General features: G+C 33.2%; 18 protein-coding genes. 14 read left to right on the top strand and 4 right to left on the bottom strand.

The genetic code is table 11. The annotated features are described in order from the left end of the window. Nucleotides 1-44: 44 nt before the first annotated feature. Nucleotides 45-986: a LysR substrate-binding domain-containing protein gene (locus tag ACIQ1E_RS03915; RefSeq protein WP_396168869.1), complete on the top strand. Its 942-nt coding sequence runs from the start codon at nucleotides 45-47 to the stop codon at nucleotides 984-986. A 249-nt stretch (nucleotides 987-1235) separates the two neighbouring features. Here the strand turns inward: ACIQ1E_RS03915 and ACIQ1E_RS03910 are convergent, their stop codons facing one another. Continuing rightward, nucleotides 1236-1433, bottom strand: a complete 198-nt coding sequence (locus ACIQ1E_RS03910; protein ID WP_396168867.1) for a hypothetical protein — start codon at nucleotides 1431-1433, stop codon at nucleotides 1236-1238. Nucleotides 1434-1574: 141 nt separating this feature from the next. Further along, nucleotides 1575-2234: a tRNA (5-methylaminomethyl-2-thiouridine)(34)-methyltransferase MnmD gene (mnmD, locus tag ACIQ1E_RS03905; RefSeq protein WP_396168865.1), complete on the bottom strand. Its 660-nt coding sequence runs from the start codon at nucleotides 2232-2234 to the stop codon at nucleotides 1575-1577. A gap of 273 nt (nucleotides 2235-2507) precedes the next feature. On the opposite strand from mnmD, the gene ACIQ1E_RS03900 reads away from it, so the two are divergent. Next, nucleotides 2508-3575 carry a branched-chain amino acid aminotransferase gene (locus tag ACIQ1E_RS03900; protein ID WP_396168863.1) on the top strand — a complete coding sequence of 356 codons (1068 nt, stop codon included), beginning with the start codon at nucleotides 2508-2510 and terminating at the stop codon, nucleotides 3573-3575. 136 nt (nucleotides 3576-3711) lie between these two features. Here the strand turns inward: ACIQ1E_RS03900 and ACIQ1E_RS03895 are convergent, their stop codons facing one another. Beyond that, on the bottom strand, nucleotides 3712-4095 hold the full coding sequence (locus ACIQ1E_RS03895) for a hypothetical protein (RefSeq protein ID WP_396168861.1): 384 nt from the start codon (nucleotides 4093-4095) through the stop codon (nucleotides 3712-3714). Nucleotides 4096-4172: 77 nt separating this feature from the next. On the opposite strand from ACIQ1E_RS03895, the gene ACIQ1E_RS03890 reads away from it, so the two are divergent. From ACIQ1E_RS03890 to ACIQ1E_RS03855, 8 genes are all read left to right on the top strand, one after another. Beyond that, nucleotides 4173-4361 (top strand): hypothetical protein, encoded by a 189-nt coding sequence (locus ACIQ1E_RS03890; protein ID WP_396168859.1) that lies wholly within the window; start codon nucleotides 4173-4175, stop codon nucleotides 4359-4361. Between the two features lie 173 nt (nucleotides 4362-4534). After that, a complete protein-coding gene (locus ACIQ1E_RS03885; RefSeq protein ID WP_396168858.1) occupies nucleotides 4535-5644 on the top strand; it encodes a transcriptional regulator in 1110 nt (369 codons plus the stop codon). 63 nt (nucleotides 5645-5707) lie between these two features. Continuing rightward, complete coding sequence (locus ACIQ1E_RS03880; protein WP_396168856.1) at nucleotides 5708-6250, top strand: RNA polymerase sigma factor; 543 nt, start codon at nucleotides 5708-5710, stop codon at nucleotides 6248-6250. A gap of 30 nt (nucleotides 6251-6280) precedes the next feature. Continuing rightward, on the top strand, nucleotides 6281-6694 hold the full coding sequence (locus tag ACIQ1E_RS03875; RefSeq protein WP_396168854.1) for a hypothetical protein: 414 nt from the start codon (nucleotides 6281-6283) through the stop codon (nucleotides 6692-6694). Nucleotides 6695-6700: 6 nt separating this feature from the next. After that, nucleotides 6701-7153, top strand: coding sequence for a sensor of ECF-type sigma factor (locus ACIQ1E_RS03870; RefSeq protein WP_396168852.1), 453 nt, complete (start codon nucleotides 6701-6703; stop codon nucleotides 7151-7153). 207 nt (nucleotides 7154-7360) lie between these two features. Beyond that, nucleotides 7361-8653, top strand: coding sequence for a hypothetical protein (locus ACIQ1E_RS03865; protein ID WP_396168850.1), 1293 nt, complete (start codon nucleotides 7361-7363; stop codon nucleotides 8651-8653). Between the two features lie 121 nt (nucleotides 8654-8774). Next, nucleotides 8775-10736, top strand: coding sequence for a KUP/HAK/KT family potassium transporter (locus tag ACIQ1E_RS03860; protein WP_396168849.1), 1962 nt, complete (start codon nucleotides 8775-8777; stop codon nucleotides 10734-10736). 114 nt (nucleotides 10737-10850) lie between these two features. After that, nucleotides 10851-12095 (top strand): RsmB/NOP family class I SAM-dependent RNA methyltransferase, encoded by a 1245-nt coding sequence (locus tag ACIQ1E_RS03855; protein WP_396168847.1) that lies wholly within the window; start codon nucleotides 10851-10853, stop codon nucleotides 12093-12095. 82 nt (nucleotides 12096-12177) lie between these two features. On the opposite strand, the gene rho is transcribed toward ACIQ1E_RS03855, so the two are convergent. Beyond that, entirely contained in the window at nucleotides 12178-13986 is a 1809-nt protein-coding gene (gene rho / locus ACIQ1E_RS03850) for a transcription termination factor Rho (protein ID WP_396168846.1), read from the bottom strand. Nucleotides 13987-14166: 180 nt separating this feature from the next. On the opposite strand from rho, the gene ACIQ1E_RS03845 reads away from it, so the two are divergent. The 4 genes from ACIQ1E_RS03845 to ACIQ1E_RS03830 all read left to right on the top strand — a co-directional run bounded on the left by ACIQ1E_RS03845 (nucleotide 14167) and on the right by ACIQ1E_RS03830 (nucleotide 15941). Then, on the top strand, nucleotides 14167-14580 hold the full coding sequence (locus tag ACIQ1E_RS03845) for a DUF4293 domain-containing protein (protein ID WP_396168920.1): 414 nt from the start codon (nucleotides 14167-14169) through the stop codon (nucleotides 14578-14580). Nucleotides 14581-14665: 85 nt separating this feature from the next. After that, nucleotides 14666-15076 (top strand): hypothetical protein, encoded by a 411-nt coding sequence (locus tag ACIQ1E_RS03840; protein WP_396168845.1) that lies wholly within the window; start codon nucleotides 14666-14668, stop codon nucleotides 15074-15076. A 153-nt stretch (nucleotides 15077-15229) separates the two neighbouring features. Then, the gene (locus ACIQ1E_RS03835; RefSeq protein WP_396168843.1) at nucleotides 15230-15640 is read left to right on the top strand and encodes a hypothetical protein; all 411 of its coding nucleotides are present in this window, start codon (nucleotides 15230-15232) and stop codon (nucleotides 15638-15640) included. Between the two features lie 67 nt (nucleotides 15641-15707). Further along, nucleotides 15708-15941 carry a hypothetical protein gene (locus ACIQ1E_RS03830; RefSeq protein ID WP_396168842.1) on the top strand — a complete coding sequence of 78 codons (234 nt, stop codon included), beginning with the start codon at nucleotides 15708-15710 and terminating at the stop codon, nucleotides 15939-15941. Nucleotides 15942-16410: the final 469 nt, after the last annotated feature.

The following is a 16410-nucleotide window of genomic DNA, read 5'->3' as shown; positions in this document are numbered from 1 at the left end:
ATTAAATTGATTGTTTTTATATTTGCATCACAAAATACTATACAATGACAATTACTCAACTTCAATATGTCTTGGCTGTAGCCGAATATAAAAATTTTACGCTTGCTGCCGATAAATGTTTTGTTACCCAACCCACGTTGAGTATGCAAATTCAAAAAATTGAGGAAGAACTTAATATTTTGATTTTTGATCGTAGCAAAAAGCCGATTCAGCTGACCGCAATTGGTCAAAAAATAGTGGAACAAGCCAAAAACATTGTTAATGAAGCTGGCAAAATAAAAGATATTGTCGAATATCAAAAAGGTTTTATCGGTGGAGAATTTCGAATTGGTATTATCCCGACCATCATGCCTACCATTTTACCGATGTTTTTGAATAATTTCATCAAGAAATATCCAAAAATCAAACTCATCATAGAAGAGTTAAACACCAACGAAATTATTACACGTTTAAAGAATGGTCATCTCGACGCAGCGATTGCCGCTACACCATTAGAAGACGAAAAAATAAAAGAAATCGTCCTGTATTACGAGCCTTTTGTAGCTTATATTCCAGACAATCATAGTGTTTCGAATAAAACAGAAATAGAAATTTCCGATTTAAATATTGATGAAATTTTGCTATTGCAAGACGGTCACTGTTTTAGAGATGGCATTCTAAATTTATGCAAAAACCAGAAAATGGGAGCAAAAAACTCATTTCAATTAGAAAGTGGAAGCTTTGAAACCCTAATAAAACTAGCAGATGAAGGATTAGGAACTACGCTACTTCCCTATTTACACACTTTGGATTTGAGTGAAAAAAACAAATTGAAATTAAGACAATTCAAAGAGCCAAAACCTGCGCGAGAAGTCAGCTTGATTTATCCGCAAAGCGAATTGAAAATACATATTATTGACGCACTTCGAAACACTATTTCCGGCGTTGTCAAAGGGGCAATCGCATTTCAAAATGTGCAAATCATTAGCCCAATTCAAAAAAAATAATCCACTATAAACAGGAAGTCCATAGGTTTGGTTTGCAGACTGAAAGTCTGCCAGATTGTAATGCTTAATTTTTTTACCACAAATTAGAACAAATTACACAAATTAGCACAAATCAATTTGTGAAAATTTGTGTAATTTGTGGTAAAGTTTTTAGAACCTGAAAGGGAAATGTACTAAAACTGCATAGTTTTTAACTTTATTTGAGACCAATAAAAAAAAGGCTACTCTTTCGGGAGCAGCCTTTATAATTTATTTATTTACAATAATTAAACATTGTTTCAATTCTGGTTTTTCGATCGTGAAGTCTAATAACCATTCTCGTAATAACTCCATTTCGTAGGGCAACAATGTTTTTATTGCTTTTTCTAATTCTTTACAAAAAAGTGAAACGTCAAAACTCACTCTTTCTAGTACCGACTTAGTGTATTCAAACATTACTTTAGACATATTTATAATAAAAATTTAGGGTTAGAACTTAGTATTATAACGTTGTAAATTTAGAAATTAATTCGCCTTAAAAATTAAATTTAACAATGAATTATGAAGTTATTATTAACACCTAATAAACAGGCAGTTTAAACATAAAAACTATTTAATAGCACGAAACATTTCTCTTTTTCCTGGAGCTCCTTCCAATTTTTCGACCCTAAAACCCGCTTCAATCATATTTCTTTTGATGACTCCTCTAGCAGCATAAGTAACCAAAACACCTTTATTTTTCAATGCTTTGTGCATAATATGAAAAATCTCAGCAGTCCATAATTCGGGTTGTACATCATATCCAAACGCATCAAAATAGATTAAATCAAATTTTTCGACATCATCAATCGCTGCAAAAAACTGTTTTCTTTTGGTAAACACAAAATCTTCATTCAAGATAACTGCCTCACCCCAATTGCATTGATGTAATTTGTCAAAAACAGCCCTTTCGTTTTCAGCATTTAATTCGGCTACATAATTCATCATTTTTGCTTCTTCGATTGTAACGGGATAGGCTTCTACTCCAACATAATCAATTTTCTGATTGAATTTGGGATATTCCAAATAAGTAATAAAAGCATTCAACCCTGTCCCAAAACCAATTTCTAAAATGGAAACCGTCTCATTCTCGAACAAAGAAAGTCCTTTTTTAATAAAAACATGTTGCGCTTCTTGGATAGCTCCAAATCGAGAATGATAACATTCATCCCAGTCCTCGATATGAATCGTGGTAGAACCGTCGCGGGTTTGAATTATATTTCTTTTCAAAATAACAGTTGAATTTTAGTTGTATGATCTTCAAAAGGCCAAATTTAATACAAAGGCATTTATGTATAACCACCATTGCATCTTATTTATTAGATATTCCATAAATTCAACTCCTGATTTTCAGTTTTTTTTTCACTATAAATAAATCTCAGTAAAATGATATAAGTACTATTTTTTTAATAAGGAAATTGATGTTTTTTATTTAATTTTGCAAAACGAAAATTTATTTCTCACCATCTTTCTTTACACAATATTTTAATAGAATAACAAATTATGAGTGCAACACAAACCAATAAAATAGAAATCATTAAAGCTGCAACTTCAAAGATTAAAGATGTAGATTTTGACAATTTGCATTTTGGAGAAGTTTTTACCGACCATTTATTTGAATGTGATTTCAAAAATGGGGAATGGCAAAAACCAGTTATCAAACCTTATGCTCCCTTTTTATTAGATCCTTCGGCAAAAGTTTTTCATTATGGACAAGCCATTTTTGAGGGAATGAAGGCATACAAAGATGATAATGACGGTATTTGGTTGTTTAGACCTGATGAAAATTACAACCGTTTCAATCATTCGGCAACAAGAATGGCCATGCCTGCAGTTCCTGAAGAAATTTTTATGGAGGGCTTACATCAATTACTAAAATTAGATGAAGCTTGGATTCAAAAAGGAAAAGGTAACACGATGTATATCAGACCATTTATGATCGCCACTGGAGCGGGCGTAATTGCCAATCCATCGGATGAGTATAAATTTATGATTCTATTGTCACCTGCAAAATCTTATTATTCAGGCGAAGTTAAAGTCTTAATAGCAGAACATTTCAGTAGAGCTGCCAATGGTGGAATTGGAGCTGCAAAGGCAGCAGGGAATTATGCTGCGCAGTTTTACCCAACCAATTTAGCTAACAAAGCTGGTTTCCAGCAAGTAATTTGGACCGACGATGCGACGCACACCAAATTGGAAGAAGCAGGAACAATGAACGTGTTTTTCAGAATAAACGACACTTTAATGACTGCTCCTACGAGTGAAAGAATTTTAGATGGTGTGACTCGCAAAAGTCTTATTGATTTGGCAAAACGCGAAGGTATCAACGTAGATGTTCGTCCTGTTTTGGTTTCTGAACTTGTTGAAGCTGCCAAAGACGGAAGTTTGAAGGAGATTTTTGGAGCCGGAACAGCTGCAGTAGTGAATCCAATCATCGGATTCTCTTATCAAGATGTGTATTACGAATTGCCAAAATTAGAAAATTCAGTAGCTGGTCAACTTAAAGAAAAACTAACCAACATTCAGCACAAATTGGCCGAAGATACATTTGGTTGGACTGTTCAAGTATAGTTTACAGTGGTCAGTTCCGATAGCTATCGGAATTAGTGATCAGTGTTAGAACCTTAAAAGAAAGAGCGATTTTCAATTTTTGAAAATCGCTCTTTCTTTTTGCAAACCTGTAAAACTAAAAACTGAACACTGAACACTACTTCAGTATTTTAGAAAAATCTGGTTTAAAATAATTAGGTCCTTTCATTACTTTTCCGTCTTCTCGATAAATGGGCTGTCCATTTTCGTCCAATTTGCTCATATTAGATCGTTGAATTTCGTCGAAAACTTCTTCTATTTTATGTTGCAAGCCATGTTCAATGATGGTCCCACAAAGAATGTACATCATATCGCCCAAAGCATCGGCAATTTCAATCAAATCATTATTCTGAACTGCTTCAAGATATTCTTCGTTTTCTTCTTTCATCAAATTGAAACGAAGCGTATTTTTCGATTCACCCAAATCGGCTCTCGGGCTTTCGCTGTAACCCAATTTGAAAGCAGAATGAAATTCTTTGACGGCGTTGATTTGTTTTTGCATAATTATAGTTGATTAATTGAGTTGCAAAATAGTAAGATTTCCTAAACAAAACCCTAAATTTGCCAAAAAAATATACTATGTTTAGTCAAGGTCAAATGGTTTTTGCTGGTTTTTTTGTATTTGTATTCATCATCGCTATGATTTATGCTTACAGGAAAGATGCAAAATTGCACAAATTATTCTACAAAGGGAATTTCAAGATTTTGATTGGTTTTGCCCTTTTTATTGTGCTCTTGTTTGTGATAAAAATTTTCTTTAAAAGATAAGACCTCAGTTATTCCAAAAAAAGGAATCCCAATTAAGTCATCCTTTTTCATAAAAACTAATTGATTTTCTAAAGGTAAAAAACAGCAAGTCAAGCGGTATTCATACTTTTTTTGAGATAGTTAAACGTATTTATAAAATTTCTAACTTTACAACTGAATTTAACCTATCGATTATGAGAATTATAAAATACCTCTTTCTATTGTTATTACTAAGTTTAGTTACTTTATCTATATTTATAGCCACCCAAAAAGGAGCATTTACAGCCGAAAGAAGTAAGATTATCAATTCTCAACGAGCCTCTGCATATAGCTATACCAATGATTTAAAAAATTGGAAAGATTGGAATTCACTTGCGGCTAACGATGCGATGATAAACATTACCTACTCCAATAATACTATTGGTAAAGGTGGTTTTTGCTCTTGGAGCGGTAAAGAAGGCGCTGGAGAATTAAAAACAATAAACGCCTTTGAAAACGACAGCATACAGCAAACAATGACTTATGATGGCAATACAGCTGATATTGTCTTGAGTTTTAAGGACACTTTAGGAAAAACTAAAGTCACTTGGAAGGCAAAAGGAAGGATGAGTTTTACTTCAAAAGTATTGCATATTTTTAAGGGAGGTGGTGCCAACTTGTTTGGAACAATTTTCGAAAATAGTTTAGCAAATTTAGATAAAAGGTTAGACTACGAAATCAATACTTATGATGTAAAAGTGAATGGAGTTGTTCGTAAACTACAAGCTTTCTATCTTTCGCAAACTTTCACTAGTGAATTTTTGAAAATAAATAAGAACACTTCAATTGTATTTTCTAAAATCAATAGTTTTTGTAAAGACAACGATATTACCATTTATGGGAAGCCTTTTGTGATTTATCACACGTATGACACTGCCAATAAACTCGCCAAAATTTCGATTTGTATTCCTATTAAAGAACCAATTTTTACAACTGAAGGAAGCGAAATTCTATCGGATACCTTACAAGCATTCGATGCTGTAAAAACCACGTTGAAAGGTGATTATTCTCATACGAGCAAGGCTTTAGAAAAAACAGCAGAATATCTTAAAGCAAACAATTTAAGAACTGATCCAAAATTTTCTCGAATTGAGGTTTACACAATAGGTAAAACCCAAAGCAACAATCCTTCGAAATGGGTTACGGAAATTTACTATCCAACAAGACCAAAACCCATTTATAGACCGGCTGCTGTAACTCCTGCTACTACCGAAGAAACTGACACAAAACCTGTTGAAGAAAAAGAAATTCCTTCGGAGTTTTAATTTTTTCAGGATTGCAATTAAACCTTATGGAATAATTCCATTCTAAATCTAAAAAGTACAGTTTTGCAAGAGGAAAAGGAATTTATTCAGGAGCTTTTACATCCAAAAACGCAAAATCAGGCGTTTAAAAGACTCTTGAAGGAATATCAAAAACCGCTGTACAATCATATTCGTAATATTGTATTGAACCACGATGACACGGATGATGTTTTGCAAAACACATTCGTAAAAGTGTTTCAGAATTTGAACAAATTCAAAGGCGAAAGCAAACTTTTTTCGTGGATGTATCGAATTGCTACGAATGAAGCTTTGACTTTTTTGAGCCAAAAGGCCAAGAAAAGCGGAATTTCATCAGAAGCTTTGCAAAATAAAACCATTGACAATCTTAAAGCTGACATTTATTTTGACGGTAACGAAATACAAATAAAATTGCAAAAAGCAATCGTTTCACTACCTGAAAAACAACAACTTATCTTCAAAATGAAATATTTTGAAGAACTAAAATATGAAGAAATCTCAGAAATTCTTGGAACTTCAGTGGGCGCCTTGAAAGCATCCTATCATATTGCAGTAAAAAAAATAGAAGCCTTTGTAACAACAAATTAAACCTTATGACTAGGTTAGAGTCTTATGAATATGAAAACATTTAAATTAGATACCGAACCAAAGATTAAATCTGGTTTTACAACACCAGAAAATTACTTTGAAAATTTTTCGGAAAAAGTAATGCAACAATTACCCGAAAATGAACCGAAAATAATTTCTATTTTTGCTCGAAGAAAAACTTGGATGTACGCTGCTGCCGCAGTGCTGATAATTGCCTTAACTATACCTATGTATTTTACTTCCAGTACTCATTCTTCTGAAATTGATGATGCAACCATAGAAAACTATATCACATATCAATCCAATATTTCCGATACGGATTTAGTAAATCTTCTTGACAAGGAAGACCTTGATCAAATGAGTTCTGATATGAATATCGAGGACATCACAATTGAAGATGAACTTTTGGGAAATAAAAATTTAGAACAATATATATTAAACTAATAGAAAATGAAAACGAACAAACTTGTAGTAATCACCCTATTTTTACTTTCTGTCCAATTATTTGCTCAGCCTAGATTTGAGGAAAAAAAAGAGCAAATTAGAAGCTTAAAAGTGGGCTTCATCACTACGGAATTGGCTTTGACAGCAGATGAAGCTACTAAGTTTTGGCCACTTTACAATGCTTACGATGACAAACAGTTTGAAATAAGGCATCAAAAAATGAAAGCTTATAAGGGCCGAATGGATGCTGATTTAAACAAGATGAGCGAAAAAGAAGCCTCTGCTTTACTCGCTCAAATGGAAAGTACTGAAGATGAATTGTATCACAGCAGAAAAAAGTTCGTCACAAGCCTGAAAGGAATTTTACCTTCAGTGAAAATAATTAAATTGAAAAAAGCGGAAGACGACTTTAATAAAAAATTACTTGAACAATATCGAAATAAAGGTCCGAGACGATAATAAGATACTTTTTTAAACATTTTACAAAGCCAAGAAATAGTTTCAACTGTTTCTTGTTTTTTTTTATTCCAAATCAAAAAAACATTCTCAACAAAAACAATTGATTTACAACACAATGTAGTTCTACCTACAAAATAATCAGCCACTATTTACACTAATGGCACAGTAATTGGATGATTGAAAACAAACAACTTAAAATCATCAATTATGAAAAATCCTTTACTTATTCTAGCACTCATTACCTCGGTATTTGCCATGCAGATACAAGGACAAAACAGAACTATTGTAAATGCTATGAATTCAGAAATTAGCGACAATTTGGATTTAAGAGTTGTAGCATCCCTATTTGGAGATTCAAGAAATCTTCAGGATTTTGAAAGAAGACTAAATGACCCAAAACTGCAGATATCGAATTTGGACTTGAATAATGATCGACAAGTTGATTATTTGAGAGTTATCGAAGCCGTAGAAAAAAGAACGCACATCATAATCATTCAAGCGGTACTTAATCGTGATTTATATCAAGATGTAGCCACTATCGAAGTAGAAAAAACGTGGTTAAACAACGTGAACATTCAAGTAGTAGGCAATCCTTATTTTTATGGAGCAAATTACATCTACGAGCCAGTATATTGCTATACTCCTATTATCTATGCTGATTTTTGGATGTCGAGTTATCGTCCGTATTATTCTAATTGGGGCTGGAACTATTATCCTAGTTATTATTACGCTTGGAATACCTATCCCTTATTTAGATACCGATACAACGTCAATATTTGTCTGAACAATTATAGCTATAACAATTACAATTATGTAAATCACCGCAGAAGCAGTTATTCATCAACCGCTTACAACAATCGTCGCGCCAACGGATACGAAAGACAATATCCTAACAATTCCTTTTCAAGAAGAAATACTTCGGTTAGTAATCGTTATGAGTTAGACCAAGTAAAAAATTCCAGAAGCACTAGTTCCAGAGATGCAATTGGATACAACCAAAACAGAACTGAAAATCTCAGAGATAATGGCAGTCAACGAACTGACTCTCGGAGAGATTATTCACAAAACCGAGTGGAAAATACAAAAGAATCAGCTCCTAAAAGAGATTACACTGAAAGCAGAGTAGAATCTTCAAGAGAACCATCTGTACAAAGAAACTACTCTCAAAACAGAGCTGAAACTCCAAGACAAGCTGCTCCACAAAGAGATTACACTCAAAACAGAGTCGAAACTCCAAGACAAGCTGTTCCACAAAGAGATTATACTCAAAACAGAGTCGAAACTCCAAGACAAGCTGCTCCTCAAAGAGAGTACTCACAAAACAGAGCGGAAACTCCAAGAGCATCAACTCCTCAAAGAGAATACTCTCAAAATAGAGCCGAAACTCCAAGAGAATCAGCTCCACAAAGAGTTGGATCTGCAAGGGAAAATAGTTCCTCTAGTAATTCATCTTCCGATGCTAATCCAAGTGCTCGCAGTTCCGGCAACAGAAGACTATAATTTCTTATCATATAGAACTAAAATCACGGTAGTTTCAACCGTGATTTTTTATTTTATTCATTATCATTAATTTATTTATTTTAAAACTGTAAATTTGTGACGTTTTTATATTTTAATATACATGAGTACTTCGCATAAAGACTTACACAGTAAGTTAACATTAGGTGGCCTATTAGTTTCATTAGGAATTATTTACGGCGACATCGGAACATCACCATTATATGTAATGAAAGCCATAATTGGGCTTCACGTGATCAATGCAGATATTGTTTTAGGAGGGATTTCTGCTGTTTTTTGGACACTTACTTTACAAACAACCCTAAAGTATGTACTAATCACCTTGAGTGCTGATAACCACGGTGAAGGTGGTATTTTTGCTTTGTATGCTTTAGTCAAAAAGACTAAAATTCAATGGCTAATCATCCCAGCAATCATAGGAGGTAGTGCTTTGCTTGCCGATGGAATTATCACACCTCCCATCTCTGTTTCTTCAGCGGTTGAAGGTATTAAGAATATTTATCCAAAAATAGATACAGTTCCTATAGTTATCGGAATTTTATTTATTCTGTTTACCATCCAACAGTTTGGATCCAAATTAGTGGGACGTTTTTTTGCCCCATTAATGCTTATTTGGTTTGGCATGTTAGGTGTTTTAGGCTTACTTCAAATTATTGAACATGTTGAAGTTCTAAAGGCATTAAACCCCTATTATGCATACAATTTACTAAGTATTCACCCTGAAGGTTTTTACGTTTTAGGGTTTGTTTTTCTTTGTACAACAGGAGCAGAGGCATTGTATTCTGATATGGGACATTGTGGACGAAAAAACATCAGAATCAGTTGGATTTTTGTAAAAGCTACATTAATATTGAATTACTTTGGTCAAGGCGCCTATTTAATTCATCACGAAGGAGAAACCCTTGTTAATTTAGGTGGCGAAAATGGGAACCCTTTCTATTTGATAATGGCAGATTGGTTTCAACCGTTTGGAATCGTAATTGCAACTCTCGCTGCAGTAATAGCATCTCAAGCACTTATTAGTGGTTCATTTACATTAATAAATGAGGCTATGCGTTTGAATTTTTGGCCAAAAGTAAAAATTAAATATCCTTCGGAATTAAAAGGACAACTATATATTCCGTCTATAAACTGGCTACTGTTTTTGGGCTGTGTGGGCGTCGTACTACATTTCGAAAAATCAAGTAATATGGAGCACGCCTATGGTTTAGCTATTATATTATGTATGATAATGACCACCATTTTACTCAATTATTATATGATATTAAAAAGAGTGAAACTGTACTTTATGATTCCGATAATCTCGATTTATCTTGCTATTGAATTTGGCTTCTTTATTGCTAATATCACAAAATTTGCCGAAGGTGGATATGTTACCTTAATGATTGCGTTTGTGTTAATTTCGATTATGACCATTTGGTATTTTGCAAAAAAAATCAACAAGAGCTACACCTCAATTGTTAATATTAATGATTACACAAAAGTTTTATTAGAATTAAGCGACGATTTATCTATTCCTAAATATGCTACTCATTTGATTTATATGACAAATGCAGGAACTGCCTACGAAATTGAGGAAAAAGTGATGTTTTCTATTTTAAGGAAAAGACCAAAAAGAGCCGATATTTATTGGTTTATTCACGTTAATATCCTGAACGAACCTTATAAAACAGAATACAAGGTTACCGAAATCGCTGAAAAAACGTTGTTCAGAATTGATTTCAATTTAGGATTTAGAGAACCGACCAAAATCAATTTAATGTTTAAAGAAGTAATTACAGATATGGTAAAAAAAGGTGAAGTAGATGTAACTAGTCGTTACGAATCTTTGAATAAAAACAATATCATTGGTGATTTCAAATTTGTTCTATCTGAAAAATATTTGTCTAATGATAGCGATTTGACCTTCTTCGAAAAGATAATTATGAATTCCTATTTCTTCATTAAAAAATTGAGTTTGTCCGAAGAAAGTGCCTTTAACTTGGATATTGGTTCAGTAAAAGTAGAAAAATTTCCAATGGTGCTTCATGCTCCGGAAAATATTGGGTTAACCAGAATCAAATAAAATTCAAATAAAAAAATTAAAAAACACTGCCACAAACAGTGTTTTTTTTTGTGCAAAAAATAGTATATCAACATTTAATCATTTAGTAGTACCTTTGCACCTCAATTATTAAAAATGAGATTACACAGAAATTTAGTTTACACCACCATCGACGCCTTAAACGCCATCTTCAACGAAGGCGAATATGCCGATAAAGTGGTAGCAAGATCACTTAAAAAAGACAAACGTTGGGGAAGCTCAGATAGAAAATTTGTTGCCGAAACCATCTACGAAATCGTTCGTTGGAAACGATTATACGCTGAAATTGCCGAAGTAAAAGAACCATACGACCGTGACAATATTTGGCGAATGTTCTCCGTTTGGGCTGTCTTGAGAGGCTACCCTATTCCCGATTGGCGCCAACTGGAAGGAACTCCGGAACGAAAAATAAAAGGCCGTTTTGATGAACTATCCAAAATAAGAACCCTAAAAGAATCGATCCCAGATTGGATGGATGAATTAGGTGTAAAAGAATTAGGAGAGAAGGTTTGGGCTAAAGAAATTGCAGCACAAAACCAACCTGCCAAAGTAATTCTAAGAACAAACACACTAAAAACAACCAAGGAACAATTGAGAGCCATTTTGATGGACTTGAATATTGAAACCGATTACTTGAAAGACCAACCTGATGCTTTGGTTTTGAAAGAAAGAGCCAACGTTTTCTTGACGGATGCTTTCAAACAAGGTCTTTTTGAAGTTCAAGATGCCAATTCTCAGCTTGTTGCTGCTTTCCTTGATGTAAAACCAGGTATGCGTGTGGTTGATACTTGTGCTGGCGCGGGCGGAAAAACATTGCATATTGCGGCTTTGATGGAAAACAAAGGACAATTGATTGCTATGGATTTGTATGAAAGCAAATTGAAGCAATTAAAATTGAGAGCCAAAAGAGATGGCGCTTTCAATATCGAGTATCGCATTATAGAATCGACTAAAGTCATCAAAAAACTGCACGAAAAAGCTGATAGAGTTCTAATCGATGCTCCTTGTAGTGGATTGGGAGTTCTAAAAAGAAACCCCGATGCAAAGTGGAAGTTGCAACCCGAATTCATCGACAATATCCGAAAAGTGCAGGCCGAAGTTTTAGAAAGTTATTCTAAAATTGTAAAACCAGGCGGAAAATTAGTTTATGCCACTTGCTCCGTTTTGCCTTCAGAAAATCAAGAACAAGTGAAAAAATTCTTAACTACCGAAATTGGTAAGCAATTCAACTTTATAAAAGACCAAAAGATATTGGCTCACGAGTCTGGTTTTGATGGTTTTTATATGGCTTTGCTAGAAAGAAAAGAAAGTTTAGAAGAGAAAAAAGAATACAGAGAATAGAGTATAGATTTTAGAATTCACAAAAAATCCTCGATAGTTCGAGGATTTTTTTTATGTCTATTCTCTATGTTCTATTCTCTTTTTAATCATTCATAGAAATCAAGAACTCTTCATTATTTTTAGTTTTCTTGAAACGATCGTTGATAAAATCCATCGCCTCTACCGGGTTCATATCCGAAAGATATTTTCTCATAATCCACATTCTTTGTAGTGTTTTGGCATCTAGCAATAAATCATCACGTCTTGTACTTGAAGAAGTTAAATCAATTGCAGGGAAAATACGTTTGTTGGCAATTTTTCTATCCAATTGCAATTCCATATTACCGGTTCCTTTGAATTCTTCAAAAATAACTTCGTCCATTTTCGAACCAGTTTCGGTCAATGCTGTGGCGATGATACTTAAGGAACCTCCATTTTCAACATTACGAGCCGCTCCAAAAAATCGTTTTGGTTTTTGCAATGCATTCGCATCAACACCACCACTCAATACCTTACCCGAAGCAGGTTGCACAGTATTATAAGCTCTGGCCAGACGTGTAATCGAATCTAAAAGAATCACAACATCGTGACCACATTCTACCAAACGTTTTGCTTTTTCGAGAACAATATTCGCAATTTTCACGTGTTCTTGTGGCTCTCTATCGAAAGTTGAAGCAATTACTTCGCCACGAACACTTCGAATCATATCTGTAACCTCTTCCGGACGTTCATCAATCAATAAAACAATCAAATAGGCTTCAGGATGATTGGCAGCAATTGCGTTTGCAATATCTTTCAACAACATTGTTTTACCTGTTTTAGGTTGCGCTACGATCATACCACGTTGTCCTTTTCCTATTGGCGAAAATAAATCGATAATTCGAGTTGAAATCGTACTTTGTCTTTCGGCTAATTTGAATTTTTCTGATGGAAAAACTGGCGTTAAATGTTCGAAAGAAACTCGATCACGAACAACTTGCGGATCGTGTCCGTTGATTTTCAAAACACGAACTAATGGAAAGAATTTCTCGCCTTCTTTTGGAGGACGAACCACCCCTTTTACTGTATCTCCAGTTTTAAGTCCAAACAATCTAATTTGAGAAGTCGATAAATAAATATCATCCGGCGAAGCCAAATAATTATAATCTGATGAACGAAGGAAACCGTAGCCATCAGGCATCATTTCGAGAACGCCTTCACTTTCAATAATTCCATCAAATTCAAAATCAGAATCTCTAAAGTTATTTTTCTTGTTTTTGAAATTTGGATTCACATTCCCGTTTCCATTTCCATTTGGCTGCGCCCTGTTCGGCTGCGCCTCGAGTCCATTTTGATTTTGGTTTTGGTTTTGCTTATTTAATTGGTTGGGATCTATCTTTTTTGCATGAGCTACAACTTCAACATTTTCGTTCGTTTGAGTAGTTTCGGCAGTTTCAACATTGGCATTTTCATCAATTGTTTCGGTAGATTCATTTTCTCCACTGGCTAATTTTGCTTCTTCTTTTTGCTTTTGCAAAGCCATTTTCTTTTCGTAGGCTGATTTATTAAATTTAATTACTTTACCTGGTTTCTTATCTGGTGTAGCTTCTTCAAAAACTTGCTCGTTTTTAACATCCGCAACAACTGGTTTTGCTACAATTTCTTCCTCATCAAACAAGGAGTTAGCAGCTTTCTTTTGGATAGCAGCTTTTTTAGGTGCAACAATTCTTGCTCTTTTGGGTTTCTCCCCCTCTAGCGCAGGTTCAGTGGGCTTAGCTACTGGATTTTTTTTGGTGCTTGAAGCCTGTAACTCTAGAATTTGAGCGATTAAAGCATCTTTTTTTAGCCCAGCAAATTTTATTGTTTTAGCAGCTTTTGCTATTTCTTGAAGCTCAGAAAGCTTCATTTCTTTTAATACAGAAATGTCAAACATAAATGTTCTATGAATTTAAATAATTTGGGAATACTATAAAAGTGTGAAGTATATTTTTTATTTTGAATTGACCGAAGAATGAAGTACTTACGGATTTGTTATGCAATATTACGAATAAATTTTGATGTACAATAGTATTTATTAAAAAGAAAATATATTTTTGTGCAAGAAATTGCGACAATGTTACAGAGAATTCAGACCATATATTTGCTTCTTGCCTTTTTAGTTACGGGTGTTTTACCATTTTTCATTCCGCTATGGGCAATGGCCGATGGTAAAGCGTATTTGTTTATGCAAAATCAACTCTATGTTGTTATCTTTGGATTAAGTACAACATTGTCTATACTAAGCATTTTTTCATATAAAAAAAGACAAAATCAATTTGTTATGGGCAGATTGAATATAATTTTAAATTTAATTTTATTAGGCTTATTTGTATATCGTTCGCTAAATTTATCTGGAGAAACAGCCACTGTTTCTGAGAAAGGTATTGGGATGTTTCTACCTATTGTTGCTATCGTGTTGTTAGTCTTAGCTAACAAGGCCATCAAAAAGGACGAAGATCTTGTAAAATCTGTGGACCGTTTGAGATAATCCTATAAACTTAGTTTATTAGTGCGAAGGAAACCCGAATGTAACAGTTCGGGTTTTTTTGTGATTTAAATTTAATAAATAAAAAATGAACAAATTATTTTATATTATTTATAATTCTTACTACAAAAATGGTGCATTTAAAGATGATATTCCTTCATTAACAGTTGGCGGTATATTTGTAGTTTTTTTCTATAGCGTATTCAAATTTTTTTTAATTTTAATTGAATGGTTCAATCCAATTTACTCAACAATGAAGTTAGGCAAAACATTTGTTTACATTAGTATTGGTTTGTATGGAATTTTGGTTTATTTTCTGTTCTATCATAAAAGGCGATATCGCTTCATATACGAAAGGTACAAAAATGACAAGTTCTTAAATAGTAAATTAGCTAAACGTATCGGTTTTTTTTTTGTAATTCTTATGATTTTGTCACCAATAATGATTGTAGCTGTAAAAACTAAAATTACCTATGGTTGGTGGATTAAAATTAAATAAACAAAACATAATATTACGGATTTTACCAAATGTACTTTCTTAGCAAGGGTTCAAATTAGTTTGAAGACTTACAGCGGTCTCGGGACGATGGATGCTTATCAAAGGTGATTTTGGAGAATGATAATAAATTTTAATTATAAAAATAAAGTAAAAATGAATAGATTATTTTATGTTATTTACAATTCTTATTACAAAGACGGAGAATTTAAAGATGATATTCCCTCGTTGACTGTGGGAGGAATATTTTTAGTTTCTTTTTTTTCAATTGGGCTTTCTATCTCGACAATTATTGGCTGGATTAATCCAGATTATGAAAAAATAAAACTCGGTGAAGTTTTTACTTTTTTTTCACTTTTTTTCTATGGAACCCTTGTTTACTTTCTTTTTTATCATAAAAAACGATATCGCTCCATTTACGAAAGGTACAAAAATGATGAATTCTTAAATAGTAAATTAGCGAAACGTATCGGTTTTTTATTGGTAATTCTTATGATTTTGTCACCAATAATACTTGTAGCTATAAATACTAAAATTACCTATGGTTGGTGGATTAAAATTAAATAAACAAAACACAATATTGCAGATTTTACCAAAAGTACTTTCTTAGGATAGCACAAATGCATTTTATCAAATGAAGTTTTGTTATAACCCAACAACTGAAAATTTTATGAAGATTTTTGTAGAAGGGGCTTTATTAGCTTTACCTCCACCAGCTTATGTAGGATATACCGCACTAGATACTGTGTATCAAAAGATCACTAATGGAGAATCATTTGCAGATACATTAGCCAGAAAAATGGCCGAGAAAAGTGCAGAACTGTTTGATTGCGATTTAGGTTCAGGTGTTTATGGTATTTTCCATTAATCTAAAAGATAACTATGTTTTTTTTCAAATATTTACTCGTATTGCACTATAAAATTTCTTATTTTTTTGCAAAGGTACAAACACCATCTATGGAAAATATTTGGGATTCTGGAACTAAAAGCAATATGTCTATATTTTTAGGTTTCTATATTATGGCGTTTTATGTCTTATTCTATAATCTTTTAGAAAAATTTTGTAATATAAGATATACATTGCTTGGCGATTACGGAATACTAGTATATTTCCTGATTTGTATCGTTATCTATTACAAATTAAATCTCACTTGGATTCGAGCTATTGAACTCACTACAAAACAAAAGAACATCAGTAGAACAATTCTACTGGTTTTGTTGTTAGCGCTCCTAATTAAAATTTATACATCTATAAAAAATTAAAAAAATGAATTATACAAAAATGATAAATAATTTTTATAGATACTTATGTTATATTGTTTACCAGCGAGCCTGCA

The organism is Flavobacterium sp. (assembly GCF_044348915.1).
GTDB lineage: Bacteria > Bacteroidota > Bacteroidia > Flavobacteriales > Flavobacteriaceae > Flavobacterium.
The sequence above is the reverse complement of the archived record's forward strand: the minus strand, read 5'-3'. Positions and strand labels throughout refer to the sequence as shown.

Excerpts from the sequence above, each read along its gene's own strand:
- ACIQ1E_RS03915 (WP_396168869.1), top strand. The coding sequence starts at position 45 with ATGACAATTACTCAACTTCAATATGTCTTGGCTGTAGCCGAATATAAA.
- ACIQ1E_RS03910 (WP_396168867.1), bottom strand. The coding sequence starts at position 1,433 with ATGTCTAAAGTAATGTTTGAATACACTAAGTCGGTACTAGAAAGAGTG.
- ACIQ1E_RS03900 (WP_396168863.1), top strand. The coding sequence starts at position 2,508 with ATGAGTGCAACACAAACCAATAAAATAGAAATCATTAAAGCTGCAACT.
- ACIQ1E_RS03895 (WP_396168861.1), bottom strand. The coding sequence starts at position 4,095 with ATGCAAAAACAAATCAACGCCGTCAAAGAATTTCATTCTGCTTTCAAA.
- ACIQ1E_RS03890 (WP_396168859.1), top strand. The coding sequence starts at position 4,173 with ATGTTTAGTCAAGGTCAAATGGTTTTTGCTGGTTTTTTTGTATTTGTA.
- ACIQ1E_RS03885 (WP_396168858.1), top strand. The coding sequence starts at position 4,535 with ATGAGAATTATAAAATACCTCTTTCTATTGTTATTACTAAGTTTAGTT.
- ACIQ1E_RS03875 (WP_396168854.1), top strand. The coding sequence starts at position 6,281 with ATGAAAACATTTAAATTAGATACCGAACCAAAGATTAAATCTGGTTTT.
- ACIQ1E_RS03870 (WP_396168852.1), top strand. The coding sequence starts at position 6,701 with ATGAAAACGAACAAACTTGTAGTAATCACCCTATTTTTACTTTCTGTC.
- ACIQ1E_RS03865 (WP_396168850.1), top strand. The coding sequence starts at position 7,361 with ATGAAAAATCCTTTACTTATTCTAGCACTCATTACCTCGGTATTTGCC.
- ACIQ1E_RS03860 (WP_396168849.1), top strand. The coding sequence starts at position 8,775 with ATGAGTACTTCGCATAAAGACTTACACAGTAAGTTAACATTAGGTGGC.
- ACIQ1E_RS03855 (WP_396168847.1), top strand. The coding sequence starts at position 10,851 with ATGAGATTACACAGAAATTTAGTTTACACCACCATCGACGCCTTAAAC.
- rho (WP_396168846.1), bottom strand. The coding sequence starts at position 13,986 with ATGTTTGACATTTCTGTATTAAAAGAAATGAAGCTTTCTGAGCTTCAA.
- ACIQ1E_RS03845 (WP_396168920.1), top strand. The coding sequence starts at position 14,167 with ATGTTACAGAGAATTCAGACCATATATTTGCTTCTTGCCTTTTTAGTT.
- ACIQ1E_RS03840 (WP_396168845.1), top strand. The coding sequence starts at position 14,666 with ATGAACAAATTATTTTATATTATTTATAATTCTTACTACAAAAATGGT.
- ACIQ1E_RS03835 (WP_396168843.1), top strand. The coding sequence starts at position 15,230 with ATGAATAGATTATTTTATGTTATTTACAATTCTTATTACAAAGACGGA.
- ACIQ1E_RS03830 (WP_396168842.1), top strand. The coding sequence starts at position 15,708 with ATGAAGTTTTGTTATAACCCAACAACTGAAAATTTTATGAAGATTTTT.